We start from the raw sequence: 24252 nt of genomic DNA, 5'->3' as shown, positions 1-24252 counted from the left end.
TTCTCGTAATGAGGATGCCTTTTTTTGATGATAAAGTCATGACATCGATCGATGTCCTATTAAAAGGAACGGATGACGACGCATCGTCCGGCTTCTTTCACCTGGCTGAAAAAGTGCTAGATAAATAAAGTCGGTGTTTATTTATGATCCGCATAGAATACAGAATATTATGAGCCCTCCGCAAACTCGCTTGCCGCGGGCAACGCCTCAGCTTCCTCAGAAGCGAAATCGCTTCTTGTGGGGTCTTCAGCAGTTGCTTTTCCCGCAGGCGTCGACTTTGCTCCGGTCTCATAAAACTTCTCGCTCTATAAATAAAAATAAATATGCAGGCATCCAATTGATCATCTACTTTTTCAGCAGCCTCGAAAGCAGGCGACGAAGATCCGTATTCGGCGGTCTGATACCGCCGAATACTAGCTGAGTCCTTGCCCGGAGCAAGCGGAGGGTAGCGGCTGCGCGGCTTACGTCAAAATAATAATTTGTCTACAATCTGAGGTATTCTCTTATGAGGATGCCTTTTTTTGATGGCGAAAACCGACAACCGTTAAACGGACGGAAGTTGTAACCGAAAAACTATGTCAGATCTTCTGACAGCCTTCATGTTGCAGCGTGAATTAATGTTATAATACGCATTAGAGTGAAATATTCTGTCTAATTACAGAAAAACCTTACAATATTAGAGAGAATCTATTACAATGGACTTGTTAACGCTCACATACAGCACTTGGCAAATTTTCATAAAATTTTGGGATTTCAGAAGACTATTCTTGATGAATTTCAGAATAATTATTGCAATCAAATAATAAAGAATTTATAATTGCACATACTGAGAAGAGTGGCTAAAGACAGAATAATAGTTTGAATTTTCTGTATTATTAAATAAGGACAATTGTTTAACAGTGATGGACAGAGACTTTTGGCTAAACGATTAAGCGGTGAACAAGCATTCCTTTTGCTGTCGCTGTGCTGTGAAATAATATATTGAAAATATACATACGTCAGTGTATAAATAAATGGCTGAACGTTCGCAATAGGATCGGCTTACCGACTGAAAACAAAGATAATGAGGTGTCAAGATGAGTAAAGAGACATTGCTTGAAGTAGAAGATCTTCATACGTATTTTTATTTAGGTGATAAAGTAGCAAAAGCTGTTGACGGTGTCGATTTTAATGTACATAAAGGTGAAACGGTTGCTATCGTCGGTGAGTCAGGGAGCGGTAAAAGTATCACGTCTCTGTCAATCATGCGTTTGATTCCTCAGCCGCCCGGAAAGATTGTGTCCGGTTCAGTGAAGCTGGAAGGACGCGACTTGTTAGCATTATCGGATAAAGAAATGACAAATGTTCGCGGCGATGATATTGCGATGATATTCCAAGAGCCGATGACGTCTTTAAATCCGGTGTATACTGTAGGCGAACAAATTGCCGAGATGCTTTTGAGGCATAAAAAAGTAAAAACGAAAAAAGAAGGCAAGGCAAAAGCTGTTGAGCTTCTCCAACAAGTCGGTTTTCCGCGTGCCGAAGAAACGGTGAAAGAACATCCGCACCAGCTTTCAGGCGGTATGCGGCAGCGAGTGATGATTGCGATGGCGATGTCGTGCGATCCAAAGCTGTTGATCGCAGATGAACCTACAACAGCACTCGATGTCACGATACAAGCGCAAATTTTAGAGTTGATGCAGAGCGTGAAGGAAAAATATCACTCGTCGATTTTAATGATCACTCACGATTTGGGTGTTGTCGCTGAGATGGCGGATCGCATTCTCGTAATGTACGGCGGACAAATTGTTGAAAATACTTCGAAATATAAGCTCTTTACAGATGCGAAGCATCCGTATACCGAAGGACTGCTTGCGAGTATGCCGACAATTGAGGAAGATAAAGAACGCTTAGAGTCGATTTCCGGAACGGTTCCGCCGGCGGACAATTTTCCGCAGGGATGCCGCTTTGCTCCGCGCTGTCAGTACGCAATGGAGGCTTGTACAAAAGAAGTTCCGGCTTTACGGGAAGTCGAGCCGGGTCATTATGTCCGCTGTATTTTGTATGATGAGAACCAAGGAGGAACGGCGCATGACAGTTAATGAAAAAACAGCACAAGCCGATGAGACAGAAGCGGCTGCTGACCGTGAAGTGTTAGTCGAAGTTAAAAATTTAAAGAAATATTTTCCGGTTAAAGGCGGAATATTAAAAAGAACAGTCGGAAATGTCAAAGCTGTTGACGATGTTTCGTTTAAAATATATAAAGGAGAAACGCTCGGCATTGTCGGGGAATCTGGCTCAGGTAAATCTACGCTCGGGCGGATGATGATGCGGCTGATCGATTCAACGGAAGGATCGATCACCTTTAAAGGCCAAGAAATCACGAATGTCCGGCAAGGGAAAGTCCGTCCGTTGCGAAAAGACATGCAAATGATTTTCCAAGACCCTTATGCATCGTTGAATCCGCGCATGAGCATCGGTGAAATTATCGAAGAACCAATGGTTGTGCAAGATTTACACGATAAAGAAGAACGGCAGCGTATTGCCGGTGATTTGCTCGAGACGGTCGGATTGAGCCGCGAAGCAAGAGACAAATATCCGCACGAATTTTCCGGCGGACAGCGCCAGCGGATTGGAATTGCCCGCGCACTGTCGACAAGGCCGCAATTTATTATCGGCGATGAGCCTGTCTCGGCTTTGGACGTTTCGATTCAGTCTCAGGTGATCAACTTGATGGAAGATTTGCAAGACGATTTTGATCTCACTTACATGTTTATTGCGCACGATTTAAGCGTTGTTAAACACATCAGCGACCGTGTCGCGGTCATGTATTTAGGCAGACTCGCTGAAATTGCGCCGATTGATTCGCTTTATAAAGAACCGCTTCATCCGTATACACAAGCATTAATTTCAGCAGTGCCATCAACAGATGTGACAAAAAAGAAGGAACGCGTTGTTTTGGAAGGCGATTTGCCGAGTCCGTCGAATCCGCCGTCAGGCTGTCCGTTTCACACGCGCTGTCCGGAAGCGCATGAACGCTGCCGAACCGAGCGGCCGGAATTGACGGATATAGGCAATGATCATTACGTCGCTTGTCATTTATATACCGATCCGGAAACGGGAGAAGTCATTCGCGACTAGGAGCAGCTGCTCTTAATAATAAATTTATTCTGCATCAGGAGGTGACAGGTAAAAAGAGCATTGCAGCACTTGAAAAAAACTATTTTAAAGAAATTAAAGGGGGATTATCAGTTGAAGAGAAAACGATTAGGTTACTCAACAGTTGCGGCGCTTTCCGCAGGTTTAGTATTGGCCGCTTGCGGTGATGTCAATGACGAAAACTTCGAAAATGACAACGCAGGAAACAATGATGTAAACAATGAGGCGGACAACAACGACAACGAAGATGAAGAGAATGATGATGCTGACGAAGGGGAAGCACAGGAAGGCGGCAACGCAACCGTTGCCATGTACTCGACACCTGAACATCAATTCAACCCTATTTACTATACGTCTTCTTATGACAATAATATTATCGAATTTGCTTATGAAAGTCTTTTCGCACAAGATGAAGAGCTCGAGTTTTATAACGAGCTGGCTGAAGACTGGGAGATGAATGACGACCAAACGGAAATGACCGTTGAACTGCGTGATGATGTCACGTGGCACGACGGCGAAGAATTCACAGCTGACGATGTTGTTTTCACGTATACGATGATTGCGAGCCCTGAATACATCGGCGTTCGTCAAGATTATGTCGATGATTTGGTCGGTTACGAAGAATTCAGCGCCGGTGACACCGACGAATTTGAAGGTGTGCGTGCTGAAGACGATCATACCGTCGTATTTGAGTGGGAAGAGCCGACGGTAACGCCGCAATACGACACGGGTTACTATATTATCCCGGAACACGTATTTGAAGATGCGGATGCGGGAGAAATTGAAGAGCACCCGGCTTCAACGGACCCGGAAGAAATCGTCGGAACTGGTCCTTTCCAAATGGCTGAGTATGAAGAAGGCGATTACTACTTCTTAGAAAAATATGAAGACTATTGGGGCGGCGAACCTAACCTCGATTCTGTCACATGGGAAGTTATTGATCAGTCGGTTATGACCGGTTTGCTCGATAGCGGCGATATTGATGCGGTCTTTGAACCTGACGGCATTGAACCGGTTGACTTAGATACGGTTGAAGCGATGGATAACATCAACATGTACCAGCCGCAGGATCTCGGTTACCAGTATATGGGCTTCAAACTGGCGCACCGCCCGTCTGAAGACGTTGAAAATGCCGTGTACGATGTTGACAATTACGAGACGAATGAAAAACTCGAAGATCCGCGTGTCCGTCAAGCGATCGCTTACGGTGTCGACCGTGAAGCAATGGTCGAAGGGCTGATCCACGGCTCCGGTCAAGTGCTGCACGCGCCGTTCCCGGAAGCTTCTTGGGCATATGATGAAGATGCGCCGGTGAAATACGAGTACAACGTAGAGCAAGCACAAGAGCTTATGGAAGAAGCCGGCTATGAAGATGTTACTGATGACGGTTATTATGAGGATCCAGACGGCGAGGAATACACGTTGAATCTCGAATATCCGACCGGAAACGAGCCGCGTGAACGAGCGGCAACGGTTATTGAGCAAAACCTCGAAGAAGTCGGTATCCGTGTTGACGTTCAATCGCCGCGCGAGTTTGATGCTCACGCGACACGCGTAGAAGAAGATGAGCCGGATATGGATCTTTACTTGATGGGCTGGAGCTTGGCATCCGGCGATCCGGATCCATCGGCGATCTTCGGTGCAGAAGCAGCATACAACTATCCTCGCTGGTACAGTGAAGAAAGTGAACAGCTGATGGAAGAAGCAACGCAAGCTCCGGATGCGTTTGATCAGGAATACCGTCAAGAAAAATATGCAGAATGGGCCGAGCATGTGTCAGAAGAACTGCCGATGCTTTTCCTCTGGTCGATGGAAAACAACTTTGCTTATACGGATCGTTTAGGCGGAGTGACAGAGAATCCGGTTAACATGTACAAAAATACGCACGAATGGTACGTGACAGAAGAATAAAATAGTATTCTTCGAAAATGACTGTAGGGCGTGTGGTTCATTCCTGCCACACGCCCTTTACAAGTGAAGATGTAGGAGGAAGACACCATGTACAAATACATTCTTCGCCGTTTTCTAATATTTATACCGATGCTGTTTATCGTGACTGTCGTTGTATTCACAATGGCGACATTGGCTCCCGGTGATCCGTTAACAGGAGAGGTGCTGGATCCGACGGTGGATCCGGAGGTAGTAGAACAACGGCGTGAAGCGCTAGGATTAAATGACCCGCCGCCGGTGCAATACATGAATTGGCTGAGCGAAATTTCCCAAGGAAATTTGGGTGATTCGCTGCATTATTCCGGACGGACGGTCGAAGAATTAATTATGTCGAGAGCGCCGAATACTGTATACTTAGCAGCCTTTTCGTTATTCATTACAATTGTAATCGGGGTGCCGCTGGGGATGTATTCAGCGCGCAAACAATATACGCCGGTTGATTATACCGCCACGGTATTCGGGTTCTTCGGTTTAGCCGTACCGAACTTCTTTTTTGCGTTAATTGCAGTTTACGTGTTTTCGTTTCAGTTAGGGTTATTTCCTCCGCAAGGAACGATATCACAGCCGGGTCTTACAGGGATCGACGCGTTTTTAGACCGGCTCCATCACTTGGTAATGCCGGGTATTACGCTCGGGCTGGCAAGTACGGCGATTTATATGCGTTACACGCGTTCAGAAATGCTCGATGTTATGGGGCAGGACTTTATCCGCACTGCGCGGGCAAAAGGGATGGGCGAGCAAAATGTATTATATAAACATACATTGCGCAATGCTTTGATTCCGCTTATTACTTTGCTCGGGTTTGAATTCGGCACCTTGTTAAGTGGCGCTGTCGTGACGGAGGCGGTATTCAGCTTCCCTGGTCTCGGACAATTGTTCTTAACGGGCATTCAAAACCAGGATTTCCCTTTAATAATGGGGATTAATTTGATTATTGCAGTAACAGTACTCGTCGGAAATCTTTTGGCAGACATCATGTATGCTGTCGTTGATCCGCGAATTCGCTACGATTGAGGTGAACTATTATGGCTGACAAACATACAGACAAACAACAAAATGTTTCAACCACTCAGCAACCTGAACCGAGCGAATCGAAGCAGAAAAAAAATGATTCTCCGACGAAGCTGATTCTGAAGCGATTTGTCCGCAATAAGCTTGCGCTTGCTGGAATTATTACGCTTTTAATCATTATCACGGTTTCGTTCAGTGCTCCGTTACTGACTGATCATGATCCGACCCGGACGGATATGCTAAATGTCAACGCTGAACCGAGCGATGAGCATTTACTGGGAACGAATCCGTCAGGACAGGATAACTTTGCTCGGCTCCTTTACGGCGGGCAAATTTCGATTCAAATCGGTTTTTATATTACACTGATTGTTACGGTTATCGGTGTTGTATTAGGTTCGTTATCAGGTTATTACGGCGGGCGCGTCGACAGTTTAATCATGCGCGTCACCGACTTATTTTTAATCTTTCCGTTTTTACTGTTAGTTTTGACCGTTGTCACGATTTTAGAAGATACGAGTTTGCTTATTTTCGTTGTCACGTTAGGGTTGATTGTCTGGCCGAACATAACGAGGATTTTGCGCGGTTCTTATTTAAGCCTGCGTGAACAGGAATATGTGCTAAGCGCCAGGGCGATCGGTGCATCTGATTTCAGAATTATGCGCAAACATTTGATTCCGAATGCGATCGGTCCGATTATCGTTAACGCGACGGTCGTGATGGCGCAAATGATTATTTTAGAATCCGGGTTGAGCTTTCTCGGCTTCGGAATTCCCGATCCGACGCCGACATGGGGAAAAATGCTGGAAGAAGCGCGAAATCTCGGCGTGCTGACCCAGCGTCCCTTTGAGTGGTTCCCGCCGGGCATAATGATCGTTTTAACCGTCTTATCGATTAACTTTATCGGTGACGGGTTGAGGGATGCGTTTGATCCGAAAAGCCGCTCTCGCAGATAACATGCCGATAAGCTGGACAGTCTCTCATGACTGTCCAGCTTTTTCTTCCCGCTGAATTGATTGAATTTTATAACATCGGCGCTTTCCTTGACACATCTCGGCGGTCTTGATAACCTACGTATAATATTTTGCGGAGCGCAGGCAAAGTTTGATTCATAATTAAAGAAAGGGGTTCGTCAATCATGCGAGAAGATAAGTTTGCAAAAGAGGGGTTAACGTTCGATGATGTATTGCTTGTTCCCGGCAAATCCGATGTTTTGCCGAATGAAGTGTCTGTCAGAACATCGTTAACGGAAACACTTTCCTTGAATATTCCAATCATCAGTGCCGGGATGGATACGGTCACAGAAGCAGGGATGGCAATTGCGATGGCGCGTCTCGGCGGTCTGGGGATTGTGCATAAAAACATGTCGATTGAAGATCAAGCTGAGCACATTGATATGGTTAAACGTTCCGAAAGCGGCGTGATTACGAACCCATTTTCATTATCTGAAGATCATCAAGTATTCGACGCGGAACATTTGATGGGGAAATACCGGATATCCGGTGTTCCGATTGCCGATGAGAACGGTAAACTTGTCGGGATTATTACCAACCGGGATTTGCGATTCATTGAGGATTACTCGATCCGAATTAAAGATGTGATGACGAGCGAAAATCTCGTCACTGCTCCTGTCGGAACTACACTCGTTGAAGCGCAAAAAATTCTGCAAAAACACCGGATCGAAAAACTCCCGCTCGTCGATGAGGACCGTAAACTGAAAGGTCTGATTACGATTAAAGACATTGAAAAAGCGATTGAATTTCCGCAATCGGCGAAAGACAGCCAAGGAAGGCTGCTGGTCGGAGCAGCTGTCGGCGTGGGTGCGGATGCTGACGCCCGGATTGAAGCGGTCGTTCATGCCGGCGCGGATGCGCTCGTGATTGATACGGCGCACGGTCATTCGCAGGGTGTTATTAACCGGGTGAAAGAGATTCGCCGCGCGTATCCGCAATTAAATTTAATTGCCGGGAACGTCGCGACGCAAGAAGCGACACGCGAACTGATCGAAGCCGGAGCTGATATTATCAAAGTGGGCATCGGGCCGGGCTCGATTTGCACGACCCGCGTTGTCGCCGGAATCGGTGTTCCGCAAGTAACAGCCGTTTACGATTGTGCGCTTGAAGCGGAAAAGCACGGGAAAACAATCATTGCTGACGGCGGAATAAAATATTCCGGAGAAATTGTTAAAGCTCTTGCTGCCGGCGGACACGCTGTTATGCTTGGGAGCTTGCTAGCAGGTGTATCCGAAAGCCCCGGCGATCGGGAAATTTTCCAAGGCCGTCAGTTTAAAGTTTATCGCGGCATGGGCTCGATTGCGGCGATGGAACAAGGAAGCAAAGACCGGTATTTTCAAGAAAACGAACAAAAATTGGTGCCTGAAGGCATTGAAGGGCGCACGCCTTACAAAGGGCCGCTCACTGATACGATTCATCAGCTTGTCGGCGGTTTGCGGGCCGGTATGGGCTATTGCGGGACGCCGACACTCTCTTCATTGCAAGAAGATGCTGCTTTTATCCGCATCACCAATGCCGGACTGCGGGAAAGCCATCCGCACGATGTGCAGATTACAAAAGAATCGCCGAATTATTCGTAAATGCGAACGGCCGAATGAAGATGCACTCTTCATTCGGCAATTTTTAGCTAGAAAGACCTATGGATTAGAAGGGCGGAACGTCCTGTTTTTTTCTGTCTAAATATGATAAAATTACGCTTGGTTTTCACAAAATAATTTTACTATTCGCTCAAACGATTGAGCTGTCATAAACGAAAAATATCGAGAAAAGAAAGGTGTCGAATTTTATTGTTGAAAAAAACCGGATTATTGTCGCTGGCATCGCTGATCACTGTGACTGGAGTATTTACATATCAAGGAGAAGCTGAAGCATCGTATGACCCGTCGGTTGAAAACGCCGTATTGATCGATGCTGAAACAGGGCGCGTGCTCTATAATCAGAATGCTGATGAGCCTTTGCCGCCGGCGAGCATGACAAAGATGATGTCTGAGTATATTATTCTCGAAGCTGTTAATGAAGGTGAAATTGACTGGGACACGGAAGTGCCCGTCAATGATTTTTTGGCGGAATTTGCACACGATCCCGCTTTGTCGAACGTACCGATGAACACGGACACGGATTATACCGTAAAAGAACTGTATGAATCAGTCGCGATTTATTCGGCGAATGCAGCAACAATGGCGCTTGCTGAACTGATTTCCGGTTCTGAAGGCGAATTTGTTGAACGTATGAACGAGACAGGAGAAGAAATCGGCCTCGGAACGACTTTGCGTGAAGCGGGCGAAGAATACGGACTGAGCGACTTAGAAGAGATTGCGGCAGAAGGAGCCGGAGATTTTCAGTTCGTTAACTCGACAGGACTTCCAAACCGATTGTTAGAGGACAATTATCCCGACGGAACCGAAGCGGATGAAGATAATTATATGACGGCGAAAGCGGCGGCAACGCTAGGCTATCACCTTGTAACGGACTATCCGGAAGTGCTGGAAACAGCAAGCATCGACGAAAAAACGTTCCGTGAAGGGACCGATGATGAAATCACGATGCAAAATTGGAACTGGATGATTCCGGGCACGCAATCGCCGGATTTGGATTACGAGCGGATTGACGGCTTAAAAACCGGGCATACAAATGATGCCGGCTTTACGTTTACCGGAACAGCGGAAAAAGACGGCCAGCGTTTAATCAGCGTGGTCATGGGAGCAGACTCGGAATCACACCGCTTTGAAGAGACGGAAGAAATCCTTGAATGGGGTTTTGATACGTTTTCTGCAGAAGAGATTTTCCCGGAAAATATGACGCTCGACGGCTATGAGACAATCCCGGTTGCGAAAGGTGAAGAAGAAGAAGCTTCGGTCGCATCGACCGATGCCATTACCCGCGTAATTGAAGACGGTGAAGAAGAGCTTTACAGTTACACGGTTGAATGGGATGAAGACAGCTTAAACGAAGACGGAGAATTGGAAGCTCCGGTCGAATCAGGCGATATCGTCGGCGAGATGCATATCGAGTATAACGGCGACGCGGAAGAATCATATATTTTGGATGATTTAGAACGCTCAATGACCGTGGACGTCGCGGCAACAGAGAGCGTTGATCGGCTCGGCTGGTTCAGCCTGACGATGCACAGCATCGGCAATTTCTTCTCCGGCTTATGGACAAGCATTTCAGAAACGGTCCGGGGCTGGCTGTAACGAACACGGAGCAGCGCATAAACAGATGACTGTGCATTGAAAGGCCATTTTCGTTATAATGAAAAACAAAGCATGACAGACGTAAGGCGTTAGCCAAACGTTGACTAATAAAGGGGGCTCATTATGGAGAAACATGTAGGAACAGACCGCGTCAAACGCGGTATGGCAGAAATGCAAAAAGGCGGCGTCATTATGGACGTCGTTAACGCGGAGCAGGCAAAAATTGCGGAACAAGCCGGTGCGGTTGCTGTTATGGCGCTGGAGCGGGTTCCTTCAGATATTCGCGCTGCCGGCGGGGTGGCCCGTATGGCTGATCCGACGATTATTGAAGAAGTTCAAAATGCTGTATCGATTCCGGTGATGGCGAAAGCGCGGATCGGTCACATTGTTGAAGCGCGGATCTTAGAAGCGCTCGGTGTCGACTATATCGATGAAAGTGAAGTGCTTACACCTGCGGATGAAGTTTATCATTTGAACAAACGCGACTTTACTGTTCCGTTTGTCTGCGGAGCGAAAGATATCGGCGAAGCTTCCCGGCGCATCGGTGAAGGGGCCTCAATGATGCGCACGAAAGGCGAACCCGGCACCGGAAATATTGTCGAGGCGGTTCGGCACCAGCGTCTAATTCAAAGCCAGATCAATAAGATCGTCAACACATCAACGGATGAGTTGATGACAGAAGCTAAAAATCACGGGGCGCCTTATGAGGTGCTATTGGATATTAAAGAACGCGGACGCCTCCCGGTAGTAAATTTTGCCGCCGGCGGCATTGCTACGCCTGCAGATGCAGCTTTGATGATGCAGCTCGGTTCAGACGGCGTGTTCGTCGGCTCCGGTATTTTCAAATCGCAGTATCCGGATAAATTCGCGCGCGCGATCGTAGAAGCGACAACCCATTATGAAGATTATAAACTGATCGCAGATCTTTCCAAAGAATTGGGCACAGCGATGCCGGGGTTGGAAATGTCTTCACTCGAGCCGCAGGAGCGGATGCAGGACCGCGGCTGGTAATGGAAAGGTACGAAGAAAGAAGGTGTCATCATGATTCGCATCGGTGTTTTGGCCTTGCAAGGGGCCGTGAATGAGCATGTCAATGCATTGCGGGCGGCAGATGTCGAAACCGTGATCGTTAAAAAAGCTGAACAATTAAATGATATCGACGGTTTAGTTTTTCCCGGCGGAGAAAGTACGACGATGCGCCGTTTAATCGATAAATACGCGTTTTTCGAACCGCTGAAACAATTTGCCGCAGCGGGAAAACCGATTTTCGGCACATGTGCCGGGGCGATTTTAATGGCCGGTGATCTTGCCGGCGAAGAACAAGCTCACCTTGGGGTGATGAATATAACTGTCGAGCGCAATGCTTTCGGACGGCAGCGAGAAAGTTTTGAGGTCGCGCTTGATATTTCAAGTGTGGGTGAATCGGTGGAAGCAGTTTTTATTCGGGCGCCGATTATTCAAAAAGCCGGACCGAATGTCCGGGTGTTGGCAGAGTATGACGGTCAGATTGTTGCCTGTCAGGAAGGCCCGTTTCTGGCCTGTTCGTTTCACCCGGAACTGACGGAAGATAACCGTCTCCATCAATATTTTGTGCAGATGATCCGGGAATTGAAGATCAGCGCTTGATCTTTTCCCGATAAACGCTTATGATAACAGCATACAAACATGCACTGAGAGGAAGCAGTAATCTTGTGTCAGCTTTTCAGAGAGCCGGTGGACGCTGTGAACCGGCAAGCGCGCAGATGAATCCGTCCTTGAGCAGATATTCTGAACGCCGCCGCGAGTGCGAGTAGGAATATCCGGTGTTGCTTCGCCGGTATCAGAAGCAAAAGGTGAAAAGACAGACGTCTTTTAACCAGGGTGGCAACGCGGACAACGTCCGTCCCTGATGAATGATCATCGGGGGCGGACGTTTTTTTACGTAAATTAACAAACAGGAGTGATGAAAGCATGCTGGATGCGAAAAAACTGCGCAACGATCTGGATGAGGTGAAAGAGCAATTAAAAAAACGCAATGAAGATATTTCAGCATTGGATGATTTCACCGAACTCGATCATAAACGCCGGAATATTATTCAAGAGGTTGAGGAATTAAAAAGTAAACGAAATACTGTTTCCAAGCAAATTTCCGAAATGAAAAAAGCGAAAGAAGACGCTTCTGAGGCGATCGCGGAAATGCAGGAAGTGTCGCAAAAGGTGAAGGAACTGGACGAAGAGCTGCGGCAAACGGCTGAGAATCTGACGCACTTGCTGTTAACGATCCCGAACATTCCGCACCCGTCTGTTCCGCAAGGCGAAGACGAAGACGATAACGAAGAAATCCGCCAATGGGGCGGCACCCCGTCCTTTCCATTTGAACTGAAAGCCCATTGGGATATCGCTTCTGAGCTGAACATTCTTGATTTTGAACGGGCGTCGAAAGTAACGGGAAGCCGTTTTGTTTTTTACAAAGGGCTTGGCGCGAGGTTAGAACGGGCGCTGATCAATTATATGATGGATTTGCACGAAGACCGGCACGGCTATATCGAAGTTCTTCCGCCGTATATGGTTAACCGTGACAGCATGACGGGAACGGGGCAGCTGCCGAAATTTGCGGAAGATGCGTTTCAAATTCAAGAAGAAGACTACTTTTTAATTCCGACAGCAGAGGTTCCGGTCACGAATATGCACCGCGAAGAAATCCTCACCGATGAGCAGCTCCCGCTCGCTTACGCTGCCTTCAGCGCTTGTTTCCGTTCCGAAGCCGGTTCAGCCGGACGGGATACCCGCGGGCTGATTCGTCAGCATCAGTTCAACAAAGTTGAACTTGTCCGTTTTGTGCGGCCGGAAGATTCGTATACCGAGCTGGAGACACTGACCGGTCACGCGGAAAAAATTCTCCAGGATTTGCAGCTTCCTTACCGGGTGATGAATATGTGTACCGGCGATTTGGGCTTCACTGCGGCGAAAAAATACGATATTGAAGTATGGCTGCCGAGTTACAATGACTACAAAGAGATATCCTCATGCAGCAATTTTGAAGCGTTTCAAGCACGGCGGGCGAATATCCGCTTCAGACGTGAAGCGAAAGGCAAAGCCGAATTTGTCCATACCTTGAACGGCTCAGGACTCGCTGTCGGCCGGACGGTTGCTGCGATTTTGGAAAACTATCAACAAGAAGACGGGAGCGTCGCCGTTCCCGAGGTGCTTCGGCCGTATATGGGCGAGCGCGATGTGATCCGCTGATCGATTGATCAATAAGGCGCCTGACCGAAAAGACATTTCGGTCAGGCGCCTGATGTTTATTCAGGGACAAAACGGACGTGTCCGCTCGCCTCATCTTCGTTTTTAGCATAAATCATCGGTTCATAGCCGCCTTCCATCCATGTCTCAAGCTGATCATCGTAATGGGGCGACCGCCATTGCCCCGATTGTCCCGGAATCATGATATCGTAAAAATCTTCCGGGTCGGCGAGATCGCCGATCATCCGCCAGCCGGCCGCGTGGTCAGCTGTGCCGGTCTCATGATCGTAGCCCATCGCTCCCGGAGTCGCCCCGCTTCCGCCGACTTCCCAGCTTCCGAGATTGAATACATGGTTAAGCGGCCACACTTCGCCGAGCGGATGGTCAATTTCAACTTGGTGAAATTCTCCCCAGCGCCAATCTTCGGGGGAACTTCCTTGCATCTCTTCGGCGAGTTTAACGGCTTCATGGAATGTTTCGCGCATCACTTTTGAAAAGGAGATGCGGTGCTCTTCATCAAGCATATTAAACATCACCCCGTCATCATCTTCTGCGGCTTGAGTAATCGTATCGTGGATCGTCAGCGAATCGGTCACTTTGACATGTAAATAACGCTCATAAAGGTTTTCAGGGAGCGATTCATACCAAAGCTGCCAGATGAGCGCTTCGGGTGAATCGGCATCTTCGTAACCGTCCCAATTCTCGAGCATCGATAATGCCGTTTCTTCAGTTTCGGAAAACGCGCTGATTGAATCGCCGTCTAAATCAAATGCGAGTTCCGTCGGTTCCCAGGAACGGACACCTTCAATCATTTTCGGAGCGAGGATTTGCGCCTGCGTGTTTGTGAAATCAAGCTGCATACCGGCTGTATCCTCCAAAGTGAGCGGGTCGTCGTCGGCAATCTTTGTTTCAATCATTTCTTTCAGCCTTAGTGCACGGTACGGAAAGTAGTTGCGGCCGATTTCATAAGCATAGCTGCTGCTCACCGCCCGGTTGTTCGCGGTCATGATATAACCGTCATCGGGGTTGATCACTTCGGGGAGATCGTCGCTGTCGATAAAACCGTCCCACTGATAATCCGGGTCCCATCCCGGAACCGGGAAGCGCCCGTCGGAATTGGTCCGTTCCGGTAACAGCGCCTGGCCGCGAAAACCGATGTTGTCATCCGTATCGGCAAACACCCAGCTTAACCCGGGGGTGACAAAGCCATCCAGGCCGTCGAGAAACTCATCCGTGTTTTCCGAGCGGTTCAGCCGGAGAATGCCGTTTAGTTCTTCACCCGGTTCAAGGCCGCTCCAGCGCATTGAAAAAGCTTGATAAGGACCGTTTTCCGTTACTTTATTCATCACCGGTCCGTTACGGGTGATTTCGACGCGGTGATTGTATGGATCACCTTTATCGTTGACGGCAATTTTTTCGTCGATGATTTCCGCCTCTTCCCATTCGCCGTCATAGAGGTACTCGTTCGGGTTTTCCGGATTGACCCGCTCGAGAAAGACGTCTTCATAATCGGCTGACAAAGAGGTGACCCCCCAAGCGACATCGCTGTTGTGACCTAAAACGACACCGGGGATGCCGGGCACGGTGACACCGATCGAATGAAAGTCATCCGTCAATTCCAGGTGCGTTTGATACCAGACGCTCGGGATCGCCAAACCTAAGTGGGGATCATCGCCGATCAGCGGCGCGCCGGATTCCGTGTGCTCGCCGGAAATCGCCCAGTTGTTGCTGCCGTTTAACGGTTCGGGAGAAAACGCCGTAAGATCTTGCATATCTTCATAATCAAAAACCGTTTCTCCGTCCGGATTGATCTGTTCGTAAAAACGAGCAGAAGCTGCCGCTTCGGCTTTATCAGCTGTTATATCCGGATCCTCATCAATGACAGGGAACCGGTCATCGATGCCGTAATCAGGAAACATTTCGGCAGCTTCAGGGCCGAGACGCTGAACCAGTTCATAATTCGTCAATTCTTCTTCAAAATTGCCTGTGAGCGTGTATCCCATATATTTGACAGCGATCGCCGTATCTTCAGGGGTCCACGGCTCAGGTTCGTAACCGAGTATCCGGAATTCGAGCGGCTGTTCACCGTCAGCAAATGCGTCATCAATATACGCGGTCACGCCTGCAGCGTAAGCATCGACCATTTCCGCCGTTTCTTCATCAAATTCGTCAATCATCTCCCCGGCTGCGCGGTGCATGCCGTATGTACGAAAAAATTTGTCGCTTTCCAGCGCATCTTCACCGATGACTTCAGCCAGTTCGCCGCCTGCGAGCCTGCGGGTCATGTCCATTTGAAACAGCCGGTCTTGCGCTGTGACGTAACCTTGCGTGTAAAATAAATCGCTCAGTTCATCCGACTGAATTTGTGCGGCACCGCGCTCATCGCGGTAAACATCGACGTCGTCTTCTACAGCGGCCGCAATTGTTTCTCCGTCCTTATCCGGCAGGCTGGCAACCGTAAAATAATGAAGAAAGATAAGTGCGGCAATGAGAAGCAATAAAATCACCGCACCGAACCAAATGAGTGCCTTTACCCATCTGCGCTGAAATCCTTTGCGTTTGCCGTTAAAAGAGATGGATGATACCGCCAATGAGAACGCCTCCTTAACTATCTTAAGGGAATTTTACCATAATTTCGCACAAGACGGATAAACAAACCGCCGCGGTAAAGCTTGCAATTTTCACAGCGAGACCGTACAATTCGGTTTGATTGAAAGGCAAAAAAGGCGGTGAGATGTTGCGGACAGAACAAGACCGAATCGATGAACGTTGGATGCAGGAGGCGCTGTTGGAAGCCGAAAAGGCGCAAGCGCTGAGCGAGGTGCCGATCGGCGCTGTGATTGTTAAAGATGATACGGTTATCGGCCGCGGCCATAATTTGCGCGAAACGGATCAGCAAGCAATTGCTCATGCTGAAATGGAGGCGATTCAAGCAGCGTGCAGAGCGCTCGGCAGCTGGCGGCTGGAAGGATGCACGCTGTATGTGACACTCGAACCTTGTCCGATGTGTGCCGGCGGAATTATTCAGTCCCGGATTGCGCGGGTCGTTTACGGCGCTGCTGATCCGAAGGGCGGCTCGTGCGGCACCGTTTTGAATATTTTAGATGAACCGCAGTTTAATCACAAAGTTCCGGTAAAAAGCGGCGTGCTTGAGCCGGAGTGCGCTCAGCTGCTGAAAAACTTTTTCCGTTTTTTGCGTAAAAAGGACTGACAGTTTTATCTTTTTCGTTTAGGTATGTGTATAGTATACTGAAGAAAAAGGAGGGTTAACATGCGCCCGAACCAAATTTCGCTTGAAACAGCTCAAATGTTCTCCGAGAAACTGAACATGCCGATCGAGCATGTCATGCATACACCGCCGCATATTTTGATGGCTAAGTTGCAGGAAGTTGAAGGCAAGCCGGATACGGAATCTGATGCAGAAACGGAATAATTTGTCCGTTCCGATCAAAACACAAGTATTGCATTCGATCGGCAAAAACGCTATACTGAACTTTGCGCTTGAAAAGGCGCCTGAAAATATTAGCAATTTTGTCGTGCTAGGCGGGGAGGTAGCGGTGCCCTGTACTCGCAATCCGCTATAGCGAGGCTGAATCCCTTTCCGAGGTCGCTCGCGCACTTGGCCTGACCTTCGTAAGTGGTGTTGACATTTGGGTTCCGCGCAACGGAAACCCGTGAACCCTGTCAGGTCCGGAAGGAAGCAGCAGTAAGCGGGTCCTTCCGTGTGCCGCGGAGTTGCCTGGATCGAGCAAACTGCGGAGGTAACGCAAGTGCAACAGTGATCGAAGAAAGGTGCACGGCATATAATTTTATAATTGAAGCTGTCTGCAATGCTGCGGACAGCTTTTTTGATTGCTGTGTCAAAATAAATAAAAAAGCCTGCTTTCGATTTCGAAAGCAGGCTTTTTAGAGTATCGACAAAGTTATGACATCGATCGATGTCCTATTAAAAGGAACGGATGACGACGCATCGTCCGGCTTCTTTCCGCGGGCGAGCGCCGGGCCGCTTCGGGCTGATGCCCTGCAGAGTCTCGTCTGTCTCGCTATCCCGCAGGATTAAGCCGGGATGCTGGGTCATCCTCTTTTTTGAAGCGAGTGTATTTATAAAAAAGAAGCCATGTATCCACTCCTCCGACGACTCCGGGAAAGCAAGCGGAGGTTAGCGGTTGCGTGGCTTACGTCAAAATAATAATTTGTCTACAATTTGAAAGCCTGCTTTCGATTTCGAAAGCAGGCTTTTTTTAAGACGTTGATTCAAAGCGCGTTAATGCGCGGTCGAGTTTTTCGAGCCCGTCATCAATTTGTTCTTCCGTGACAATAAGCGGCGGAATCATGCGCATCACTTCGGTTTTGTTGCCGCAAAAATAAAACAGCACGCCTTCTTCCAGAGCTAAATCCAAAACTTCCATCAGTCCGCCGCCGTCAGCGGCTCCGGTCTGCGGATTAATAATTTCAATCCCGATCATCAGGCCGGTCCCGCGGATCGTGCCGAGCGTCGGATGTTTTTCTTTCAGTTTTTCCAGCTCTTCGCGTGCATAACGGCCAACTTTTTCAGCATTTTCCGGCAGTTTTTCTTCTTGAAGCACATCGATGGTAGCAATTCCCGCTTCACATGCAATCGGGTTGCCGCCGAATGTGGTGGCATGAGCGCCGAGAGGCCATTTTTGCATCAGTTCTTTTGAAGCGGCGGTCACGCCAAGCGGCATCCCCGAGGCAATGCCTTTCGCTGCGGCGAGAATATCGGGTTCAACGGCAAATTTTTGCGAAGCAAACCACTCTCCCGTGCGGCCGAAGCCGGTTTGCACTTCATCAAAAATGAGTAAAATCTCGTGTTTTTCACAGCGGTCTTTGAGCGCTTGCAGCCAAGCCGCCGGCGGAACGATGTACCCTCCTTCGCCGAGAATCGGTTCGACGATCATACAGGCGACTTCTTCGGGGGTGATTTGATGATCGAACAAGGTGTCGAGCTCCTTGTTGAGCTCTTTGACATTTTCCTCTGCAGATAAATCCGGGTTCGCGTAAGGAAGCTGATAGGCGTTCATTTGTGTCTGCATATGTTTGCGGTATTTGCTTTTAGACGTGCTGACGCCCATAGCGCCAAACGTCCGGCCGTGAAAACCCCCGGTAAACGAAATGACCGCGGGACGTTCCGTCACGTATTTCGCGAGTTTTAACGCCCCTTCAACCGCCTCGGTGCCGCTGTTGCCGAAGAAAAAGCAATCGATTTTTCCCGGCATAATCTCTGCAAGTTTATCGGCGAGCGTCAGAATAGAATCGTACATAATGACGCCGGACGGTCCGTGCGTAAACCGGTCGGCTCCGTTTTTAATTGCCTCGACAACTTTCGGGTGGCGGTGCCCGGTATTCGTGACGGCGATCCCGGAAGTGAAATCGAGATAAGTCTGTCCGTCGGTGCCGTAATAGTAGCATCCTTCCTCCTGAACGACAGGCAAATTCGGATGGTCCTTCGCCATGCTCGGGGCAAGGCGTTCATCCATGCGTGTCAGCCATGATCGTGTATCTGAAGCCATATGAACAGCCTCCTTTTTTAGTAAATAGATTCAAAAAAGCAGATCCCGAAGCCCCGCTTCAGGATCTGATCTTTCCTTATCATAACAGCTTTAATTCCGTTGAGATATTAAAAGATGAAGTGAGCTGCCAAGGTAATGATCGGCAAGGTGATCAGCGTGCGCTGAATGAAAATGACCGCGAGCTCCCAAAAGCGAAGCGGGATTTGCGAACGGATAATCAAAACACCGATCTCGGACATATAGACAAGCTGGGCAATCGAAACGCCTGCAATGACGAAACGGGTCATTTCGCTTTCAATGCCGCTGCCGATCACAGCAGGCAAGAACATATCGGCAAAGCCGACGATCATCGCCGGCGCAGCGGCATGCGCTTCCGGAAGCCCGAGAAGCTGCAACAGCGGGACGATCGGCGCCGAGAGCCAGACGAATACATTCGTAAATTCAGCGAGAATCAAAGCCAGCGTTCCGAGCGTCATCACGATCGGCAAAAGCCCGAACCACATGTCCATCACATTGACCGCTCCTTTTTGCAGGACACTTTTGATGCTTTTGACGCGGTTCGCTTTTTCCACAGCGACTTTCAGTCCGTATGAAAAGGCTGATTCATTCTCCGGAGCGGCCTCGCTGATTTGTTTGCCCGCCGGCTCATAGTAATCGTCTTTTTTCAGAGAAAGCGGCGGAATTCGCGGCATAATCACGGCAGCGATAAAGACAGCTGCTGTCACCGTGAAATAAAACGGAATGAAATATTGCTCTAAACCGATAAAGCCGATAATTACAAGGCTGAAAGCAATGGAAGCGATCGAAAAATTCGTTGCAATCACCGACGATTCGCGCTTTGTATAATAACCTTGTTCAAATTGCTGCGTCGTGATCAGCACACCGACCGGTCCGGCGCCCATCCAGGACGCCGTTGCATCAATCGCCGAGCGCCCCGGCAGTTTAAATGCCGGCTGCATAAATTTGCGCAAAAGCGTGCCGATAAAGTCCATCAGTCCGAAGGAGAGTAAAAACGGCATAAACAATGCGGCGAACAAAAACCATGTCATCAAGACAGGAATTAATTCATTGAGCACTGTTCCGCCCGTTACCTCTGAAGTGATCAGCCCCGGTCCGGCGGCGGTTAACGTCATCGCGGCAAAAATAAATCCGGCGACTCTGATAACAAGCCACGGCGCAGAAACATTAAATAAATTGTTCAAAGCCGGGCTTTCCGTGATCCACGCCGGCTTGACGGTTTTAGCCGCGATGCTTCCCGCTGCTGACAAGAAAATGATCGCGGTCATAAAAGCAGGTATGACGCCGGCGAAGACGGATTGCAAGCTTTCGGCAAGAATGCCGACGCCGATCGTGACTCCGCCGTCAAACGGAACAGGAATAAGAAATAACAGAACACCGAACAACGAAGGGAGCAAAAATTTTAAAAAAGGATAGGACGCCTCTCCCGAAGCAGGAATAGATTGCTGAGCTGCAGTTTCAGTATTTTGAGCCATATAGGTAACCTCCGCTAATAAATATAAATTCGATGTGAATAAATATAACAGCTTCGTGTATAAAAATCAACAATATTGAATAAAAATTTATTCGCGGCAGCGGAACGTTTTTTTGCGAAACGACGAAATCTGCATATATATCGGTAAGATACGTTTTGAAATCCGCCGGTTGAATCGGTATAATGTAGTAAGCACAACCATCTCAACAAACGGTAAAAAGGGAGGTCGACATGCTTTGAGTTATCAGGCGCTCTACCGTGTCTGGCGGCCGCAGGAGCTTACAGACGTCATCGGGCAGGAGCATATTACGAAAACATTAAAAAACGCGCTTGTGCAGGAAAAACTCTCGCATGCGTACCTCTTTACCGGTCCGCGCGGAACAGGGAAAACGAGCGCAGCAAAAATTGTCGCCAAAGCGATCAACTGTGAGCGCGCTCCGGTAGCTGAACCGTGCAATGAATGCCGTACGTGTCTCGGTATACAAGACGGAAGCATTGTCGATGTGATTGAAATTGACGCTGCGAGCAACAACGGCGTTGATGAAATTCGCGATATTCGGGACAAAGTGAAGTTTGCTCCGAGCGGTGCGCAATACAAAGTTTATATTATCGACGAAGTGCATATGCTGACGACCGGAGCGTTCAACGCGCTGTTAAAAACGCTTGAAGAGCCGCCTCGTCATGTGATCTTTATTTTAGCGACGACAGAACCGCACAAAGTTCCGTTAACGATTATTTCCCGCTGTCAGCGTTTTGACTTTAAGCGCATATCTGCGCATACGATGATCGAGCGGATGGAGCGGATCATTGCAGAAAGCGGAGTCAGCGTCGAAAAAGATGCTCTCTCATTTATTGCCCGCGCTTCCGAAGGCGGGATGCGCGATGCGCTCAGCCTGCTTGACCAAGCGATTTCCCACGCCGATGAGACGGTAAAAGCAGCGGATGTGATGTCGATTGTCGGCGCGGCATCGCAAGATATGATGTATCGTACCGTCCAAGCCGTGTACGAGCAAAATGTCGCTGCCGGACTGGCGGCTATCGATGAAGTGATGCAAGACGGCAAAGATCCCGGCCGTTTTCTCGATGATTTGATCTATATGTTCCGCGATCTCCTGCTCGTTCAATCAGCGCCGGATTTAGACCAAGCCGGCGACCGTTTGATGGGCGATGAAACGTTCAAAGAATTTGCGGAGAAAATTGAGCAGCCTTGGATTTTCCTCATGCTTGAAAAGCTGAATCATTTTCAGCAGGAAATGAAATGGGCGACACACCCGCATGTATTTCTGGAAATGTTTATCGTTCAGGCGAGCCAGCTTCCGTCGGACAAAGAGCAATCTGTCGCGGCAGAGGCGGATCTCGACAATGATCCGACGGTGCAAGCGTTGAAACAGCAGGTCCGTCAACTTGAGAAAGAGCTGAAACAGCTGCAGCAGCCGCTGTCTCGAAACGGTGCAGCACCCGTGGCAAACGGCAAGTCTTCGCCGGCAGAGCGCACGGAAGCGACTTCCGGGAATGACGCACCGCCGCAAACAGCTAAGCCGGTATCATCGAGTTCGAACAGCCGGGCGCACATTCAGCGAGTGAAAGATTTGCTTTCCGAAGCGACGAAAGCTCATTTGCAAACTCTTCATCAAGGCTGGAGTCACGTGTTCGAACAGGTTAAAAGGCAGAGTGTTCCGGCATCGGCTTGGCTGAACGACTGCAAACCGGTTGCCTGCTCCGAAGATAAGTTTGTCCTGTCGTTTAAAAACGAAATGCACCGTGATATGGTAGACGGCAAGTTCCGCGACATGATTGAAGAAACCGTTCAGACGGTACTGGAACGGCCGATGACGATGTACACCCTGTTAAATACGCATTGGGAAGAAGTGAAAGAGGCTTATTTAAAAGAACAGAACCGCCAACCGGCAGAAGGCAACGGGACGTCATCTACACAAGCGGAAGCCGCTGCTGAAGACAATCCGGAGGAACCGCCGTCCGCGCCGTCTCCAGCGGAAGATCCGCTTGTCAATGAAGCGGTGAAATTGGTCGGTCATGAATTGATCGACGTAAAAGAATAACTTCAATTTGAAAGGATGAATACAGATGAAAAATATGGGCAATATGATGAAACAGATGCAAAAAATGCAAAAAGACATGGAAAAAGAGCAGGAAAAACTAAAAGAAGAGACGGTCGAAGCTTCTGCCGGCGGGGGAATGGTTAAAGTCATTATGAGCGGTGAAAAGCGCGTGCTTGACATGCAAATCAACGAAGAAGCCGTTGACCCTGACGATGTGGAAATGCTTGAAGATTTGATTTTGGCTGCCACAAACGAAGCGCTCGGCAAAGTAGATGAGCTTGTAAATGAACGTATGGGCCAATACACGAAAGGAATGAACATTCCCGGCATGATGTAATACCGGTGATGCAACAGAAATAAAACGGCAAAAGGGCGAGGACTTGGTTGCATTATTCAGGCCAAGTCCTTTTCTTTCCCGGGCCGTGCAAATGTTGCGATCGCCGAATCAACAGCTCAGAAAGGACGGAGCCGCATGCAATATCCGCAGCCTATCTCAAAACTTATCGAAGGATTTACCAAGCTTCCGGGAATCGGGCCGAAAACAGCCGCTCGGTTAGCGTTTTATATATTGGATATGAACGAAGACGATGTCATGGATTTTGCGAAAGCATTGATGAATGCGAAGCGTGAACTAACATACTGTTCTGTCTGCCATCATATTACTGATACAGATCCGTGCCGGATTTGTCAGGATAAAGATCGCGATCCATCCGTCATCTGTGTTGTTCAAGACTCAAAAGATGTCATTGCAATGGAGAAAATGAAAGAATTCGGAGGCAAATATCATGTTCTGCACGGAGCGATTTCACCGGTGGACGGTGTCGGCCCGGAAGATATCTATGTACCGGATTTAATCAAGCGCCTGCAAGATGAAACGATTCAGGAGTTAATCATTGCGACAAACCCGAACATTGAGGGAGAAGCGACAGCAATGTATATTTCCCGGCTCGTGAAACCGACGGGGATGAAAGTAAGCCGGATCGCTCACGGTCTGCCTGTCGGCGGAGACCTTGAATATGCCGATGAAGTGACGCTGTCAAAAGCGATCGAAGGGCGCAGACAGCTGTAAATATCGAAAAACAGACAAAGGAGACGGCACATGTTTATAAAAAAAGGCAAACTTCGCCGCGAAAAAGACGACGAATTAATCGCTGTAATGGAGAAGTTAAAACGGAGGGCTGACGAACACGGTGCAATTATGCGCAATTCCGTTGAAGCATCAGAAGAAGCCGAGAGTTACACGAGGCTGGAGCGGGCGAAATATTATTTTTTATTGAAAGAAGCGCGCATACGCAAAACATCGTTTCGTTAAAGGTTGATTTGCCGGTATATAAATCGTCAGAGCGGCAGTGAAAAATCACTTTTTAGAAAAAAACATCTGCCTGTTGACGCTGCGTTTCAATAGATGGTATATTATTTCTTGTCGCTTTGAAAAGCGGAAGCAACACAAGAAGACGTAAGCGAAAAAATACTTTTTTAAAAAAGTATTTGACGCGAACGCAAAGCAGATGATATTCTATGAAAGTCGCAAAAAAGCGCGGCATTCAGTTGCCCTTTGAAAACTAAACAAAAGCCAAGCGTAAAGTGGGATATAGTAAGAAGATATCCCGTCAATTTAGCAAGACAAGTCCGGAAGACATTCCG

The 24252-nt window shown here is 48.4% G+C and carries 20 protein-coding genes, 1 other RNA gene and 1 other annotated feature; of the genes, 18 read left to right on the top strand and 3 right to left on the bottom strand.

Going from position 1 to position 24252, the window contains the following annotated elements:
- The first annotated feature begins 1076 nt into the window (after positions 1-1076).
- The 10 genes from EDD67_RS13660 (at position 1077) to serS (ending at position 13528) form a co-directional block, all read left to right on the top strand.
- Complete coding sequence (locus EDD67_RS13660) at positions 1077-2081, top strand: ABC transporter ATP-binding protein (RefSeq protein ID WP_121438736.1); 1005 nt, start codon at positions 1077-1079, stop codon at positions 2079-2081.
- Positions 2071-3120, top strand: coding sequence for an ABC transporter ATP-binding protein (locus tag EDD67_RS13655; protein WP_121438737.1), 1050 nt, complete (start codon positions 2071-2073; stop codon positions 3118-3120). The genes EDD67_RS13660 and EDD67_RS13655 overlap by 11 nt, the downstream gene beginning before the upstream one ends.
- A gap of 111 nt (positions 3121-3231) precedes the next feature.
- A complete protein-coding gene (locus tag EDD67_RS13650) occupies positions 3232-5049 on the top strand; it encodes an ABC transporter substrate-binding protein (protein ID WP_121438747.1) in 1818 nt (605 codons plus the stop codon).
- A gap of 87 nt (positions 5050-5136) precedes the next feature.
- Positions 5137-6102 carry an ABC transporter permease gene (locus EDD67_RS13645; protein ID WP_121438738.1) on the top strand — a complete coding sequence of 322 codons (966 nt, stop codon included), beginning with the start codon at positions 5137-5139 and terminating at the stop codon, positions 6100-6102.
- Between the two features lie 11 nt (positions 6103-6113).
- On the top strand, positions 6114-7052 hold the full coding sequence (gene opp4C, locus EDD67_RS13640; protein WP_121438739.1) for an oligopeptide ABC transporter permease: 939 nt from the start codon (positions 6114-6116) through the stop codon (positions 7050-7052).
- A gap of 182 nt (positions 7053-7234) precedes the next feature.
- Positions 7235-8689 (top strand): IMP dehydrogenase, encoded by a 1455-nt coding sequence (gene guaB / locus EDD67_RS13635; RefSeq protein WP_121438740.1) that lies wholly within the window; start codon positions 7235-7237, stop codon positions 8687-8689.
- A gap of 207 nt (positions 8690-8896) precedes the next feature.
- Positions 8897-10303 carry a D-alanyl-D-alanine carboxypeptidase family protein gene (locus EDD67_RS13630; RefSeq protein WP_242005909.1) on the top strand — a complete coding sequence of 469 codons (1407 nt, stop codon included), beginning with the start codon at positions 8897-8899 and terminating at the stop codon, positions 10301-10303.
- 123 nt (positions 10304-10426) lie between these two features.
- A complete protein-coding gene (pdxS, locus tag EDD67_RS13625; RefSeq protein WP_121438741.1) occupies positions 10427-11314 on the top strand; it encodes a pyridoxal 5'-phosphate synthase lyase subunit PdxS in 888 nt (295 codons plus the stop codon).
- A gap of 30 nt (positions 11315-11344) precedes the next feature.
- A complete protein-coding gene (pdxT, locus tag EDD67_RS13620; RefSeq protein ID WP_121438742.1) occupies positions 11345-11929 on the top strand; it encodes a pyridoxal 5'-phosphate synthase glutaminase subunit PdxT in 585 nt (194 codons plus the stop codon).
- Between the two features lie 35 nt (positions 11930-11964).
- Positions 11965-12193, top strand: a binding site (T-box leader).
- A gap of 60 nt (positions 12194-12253) precedes the next feature.
- Positions 12254-13528 (top strand): serine--tRNA ligase, encoded by a 1275-nt coding sequence (gene serS, locus EDD67_RS13615; RefSeq protein WP_121438743.1) that lies wholly within the window; start codon positions 12254-12256, stop codon positions 13526-13528.
- Positions 13529-13584: 56 nt separating this feature from the next.
- Here serS and EDD67_RS13610 read toward each other — a convergent pair whose 3' ends face one another.
- Positions 13585-16116: a penicillin acylase family protein gene (locus tag EDD67_RS13610; RefSeq protein ID WP_158638129.1), complete on the bottom strand. Its 2532-nt coding sequence runs from the start codon at positions 16114-16116 to the stop codon at positions 13585-13587.
- A gap of 146 nt (positions 16117-16262) precedes the next feature.
- On the opposite strand from EDD67_RS13610, the gene tadA reads away from it, so the two are divergent.
- The 4 genes from tadA to EDD67_RS14180 all read left to right on the top strand — a co-directional run bounded on the left by tadA (position 16263) and on the right by EDD67_RS14180 (position 17585).
- Positions 16263-16736 carry a tRNA adenosine(34) deaminase TadA gene (gene tadA / locus EDD67_RS13605; protein ID WP_318271928.1) on the top strand — a complete coding sequence of 158 codons (474 nt, stop codon included), beginning with the start codon at positions 16263-16265 and terminating at the stop codon, positions 16734-16736.
- Between the two features lie 60 nt (positions 16737-16796).
- Positions 16797-16958 carry a YycC family protein gene (locus EDD67_RS13600; protein ID WP_093074629.1) on the top strand — a complete coding sequence of 54 codons (162 nt, stop codon included), beginning with the start codon at positions 16797-16799 and terminating at the stop codon, positions 16956-16958.
- A 101-nt stretch (positions 16959-17059) separates the two neighbouring features.
- Positions 17060-17325, top strand: an RNA gene (gene ffs / locus EDD67_RS13595) — signal recognition particle sRNA large type.
- Positions 17326-17450: 125 nt separating this feature from the next.
- On the top strand, positions 17451-17585 hold the full coding sequence (locus EDD67_RS14180) for a hypothetical protein (RefSeq protein ID WP_277872101.1): 135 nt from the start codon (positions 17451-17453) through the stop codon (positions 17583-17585).
- Between the two features lie 181 nt (positions 17586-17766).
- On the opposite strand, the gene EDD67_RS13590 is transcribed toward EDD67_RS14180, so the two are convergent.
- Both EDD67_RS13590 and EDD67_RS13585 read right to left on the bottom strand, forming a co-directional pair.
- Positions 17767-19056, bottom strand: a complete 1290-nt coding sequence (locus tag EDD67_RS13590; protein WP_093074626.1) for an aspartate aminotransferase family protein — start codon at positions 19054-19056, stop codon at positions 17767-17769.
- A 107-nt stretch (positions 19057-19163) separates the two neighbouring features.
- Complete coding sequence (locus EDD67_RS13585; RefSeq protein ID WP_093074623.1) at positions 19164-20549, bottom strand: YjiH family protein; 1386 nt, start codon at positions 20547-20549, stop codon at positions 19164-19166.
- 235 nt (positions 20550-20784) lie between these two features.
- Between EDD67_RS13585 and dnaX the strand changes: the two genes are divergently transcribed.
- The 4 genes from dnaX to EDD67_RS13565 all read left to right on the top strand — a co-directional run bounded on the left by dnaX (position 20785) and on the right by EDD67_RS13565 (position 23920).
- Positions 20785-22608, top strand: a complete 1824-nt coding sequence (gene dnaX, locus EDD67_RS13580) for a DNA polymerase III subunit gamma/tau (protein WP_121438746.1) — start codon at positions 20785-20787, stop codon at positions 22606-22608.
- 25 nt (positions 22609-22633) lie between these two features.
- The gene (locus EDD67_RS13575) at positions 22634-22945 is read left to right on the top strand and encodes a YbaB/EbfC family nucleoid-associated protein (RefSeq protein ID WP_093074618.1); all 312 of its coding nucleotides are present in this window, start codon (positions 22634-22636) and stop codon (positions 22943-22945) included.
- A 135-nt stretch (positions 22946-23080) separates the two neighbouring features.
- Complete coding sequence (gene recR / locus EDD67_RS13570; protein WP_093074615.1) at positions 23081-23677, top strand: recombination mediator RecR; 597 nt, start codon at positions 23081-23083, stop codon at positions 23675-23677.
- A 30-nt stretch (positions 23678-23707) separates the two neighbouring features.
- Positions 23708-23920 (top strand): YaaL family protein, encoded by a 213-nt coding sequence (locus tag EDD67_RS13565; RefSeq protein ID WP_093074612.1) that lies wholly within the window; start codon positions 23708-23710, stop codon positions 23918-23920.
- Positions 23921-24252: the final 332 nt, after the last annotated feature.

Source organism: Salisediminibacterium halotolerans (assembly GCF_003814815.1).
In the GTDB taxonomy this organism is placed as follows: Bacteria; Bacillota; Bacilli; order Bacillales; family Salisediminibacteriaceae; genus Salisediminibacterium; species Salisediminibacterium halotolerans.
This window is presented reverse-complemented; position numbering and strand designations above follow the sequence as displayed.

Excerpts from the sequence above, each read along its gene's own strand:
- EDD67_RS13660 (WP_121438736.1), top strand. The coding sequence starts at position 1,077 with ATGAGTAAAGAGACATTGCTTGAAGTAGAAGATCTTCATACGTATTTT.
- EDD67_RS13655 (WP_121438737.1), top strand. The coding sequence starts at position 2,071 with ATGACAGTTAATGAAAAAACAGCACAAGCCGATGAGACAGAAGCGGCT.
- EDD67_RS13645 (WP_121438738.1), top strand. The coding sequence starts at position 5,137 with ATGTACAAATACATTCTTCGCCGTTTTCTAATATTTATACCGATGCTG.
- opp4C (WP_121438739.1), top strand. The coding sequence starts at position 6,114 with ATGGCTGACAAACATACAGACAAACAACAAAATGTTTCAACCACTCAG.
- guaB (WP_121438740.1), top strand. The coding sequence starts at position 7,235 with ATGCGAGAAGATAAGTTTGCAAAAGAGGGGTTAACGTTCGATGATGTA.
- pdxS (WP_121438741.1), top strand. The coding sequence starts at position 10,427 with ATGGAGAAACATGTAGGAACAGACCGCGTCAAACGCGGTATGGCAGAA.
- pdxT (WP_121438742.1), top strand. The coding sequence starts at position 11,345 with ATGATTCGCATCGGTGTTTTGGCCTTGCAAGGGGCCGTGAATGAGCAT.
- serS (WP_121438743.1), top strand. The coding sequence starts at position 12,254 with ATGCTGGATGCGAAAAAACTGCGCAACGATCTGGATGAGGTGAAAGAG.
- EDD67_RS13600 (WP_093074629.1), top strand. The coding sequence starts at position 16,797 with ATGCGCCCGAACCAAATTTCGCTTGAAACAGCTCAAATGTTCTCCGAG.
- EDD67_RS14180 (WP_277872101.1), top strand. The coding sequence starts at position 17,451 with ATGACATCGATCGATGTCCTATTAAAAGGAACGGATGACGACGCATCG.
- EDD67_RS13590 (WP_093074626.1), bottom strand. The coding sequence starts at position 19,056 with ATGGCTTCAGATACACGATCATGGCTGACACGCATGGATGAACGCCTT.
- EDD67_RS13585 (WP_093074623.1), bottom strand. The coding sequence starts at position 20,549 with ATGGCTCAAAATACTGAAACTGCAGCTCAGCAATCTATTCCTGCTTCG.
- EDD67_RS13575 (WP_093074618.1), top strand. The coding sequence starts at position 22,634 with ATGAAAAATATGGGCAATATGATGAAACAGATGCAAAAAATGCAAAAA.
- recR (WP_093074615.1), top strand. The coding sequence starts at position 23,081 with ATGCAATATCCGCAGCCTATCTCAAAACTTATCGAAGGATTTACCAAG.
- EDD67_RS13565 (WP_093074612.1), top strand. The coding sequence starts at position 23,708 with ATGTTTATAAAAAAAGGCAAACTTCGCCGCGAAAAAGACGACGAATTA.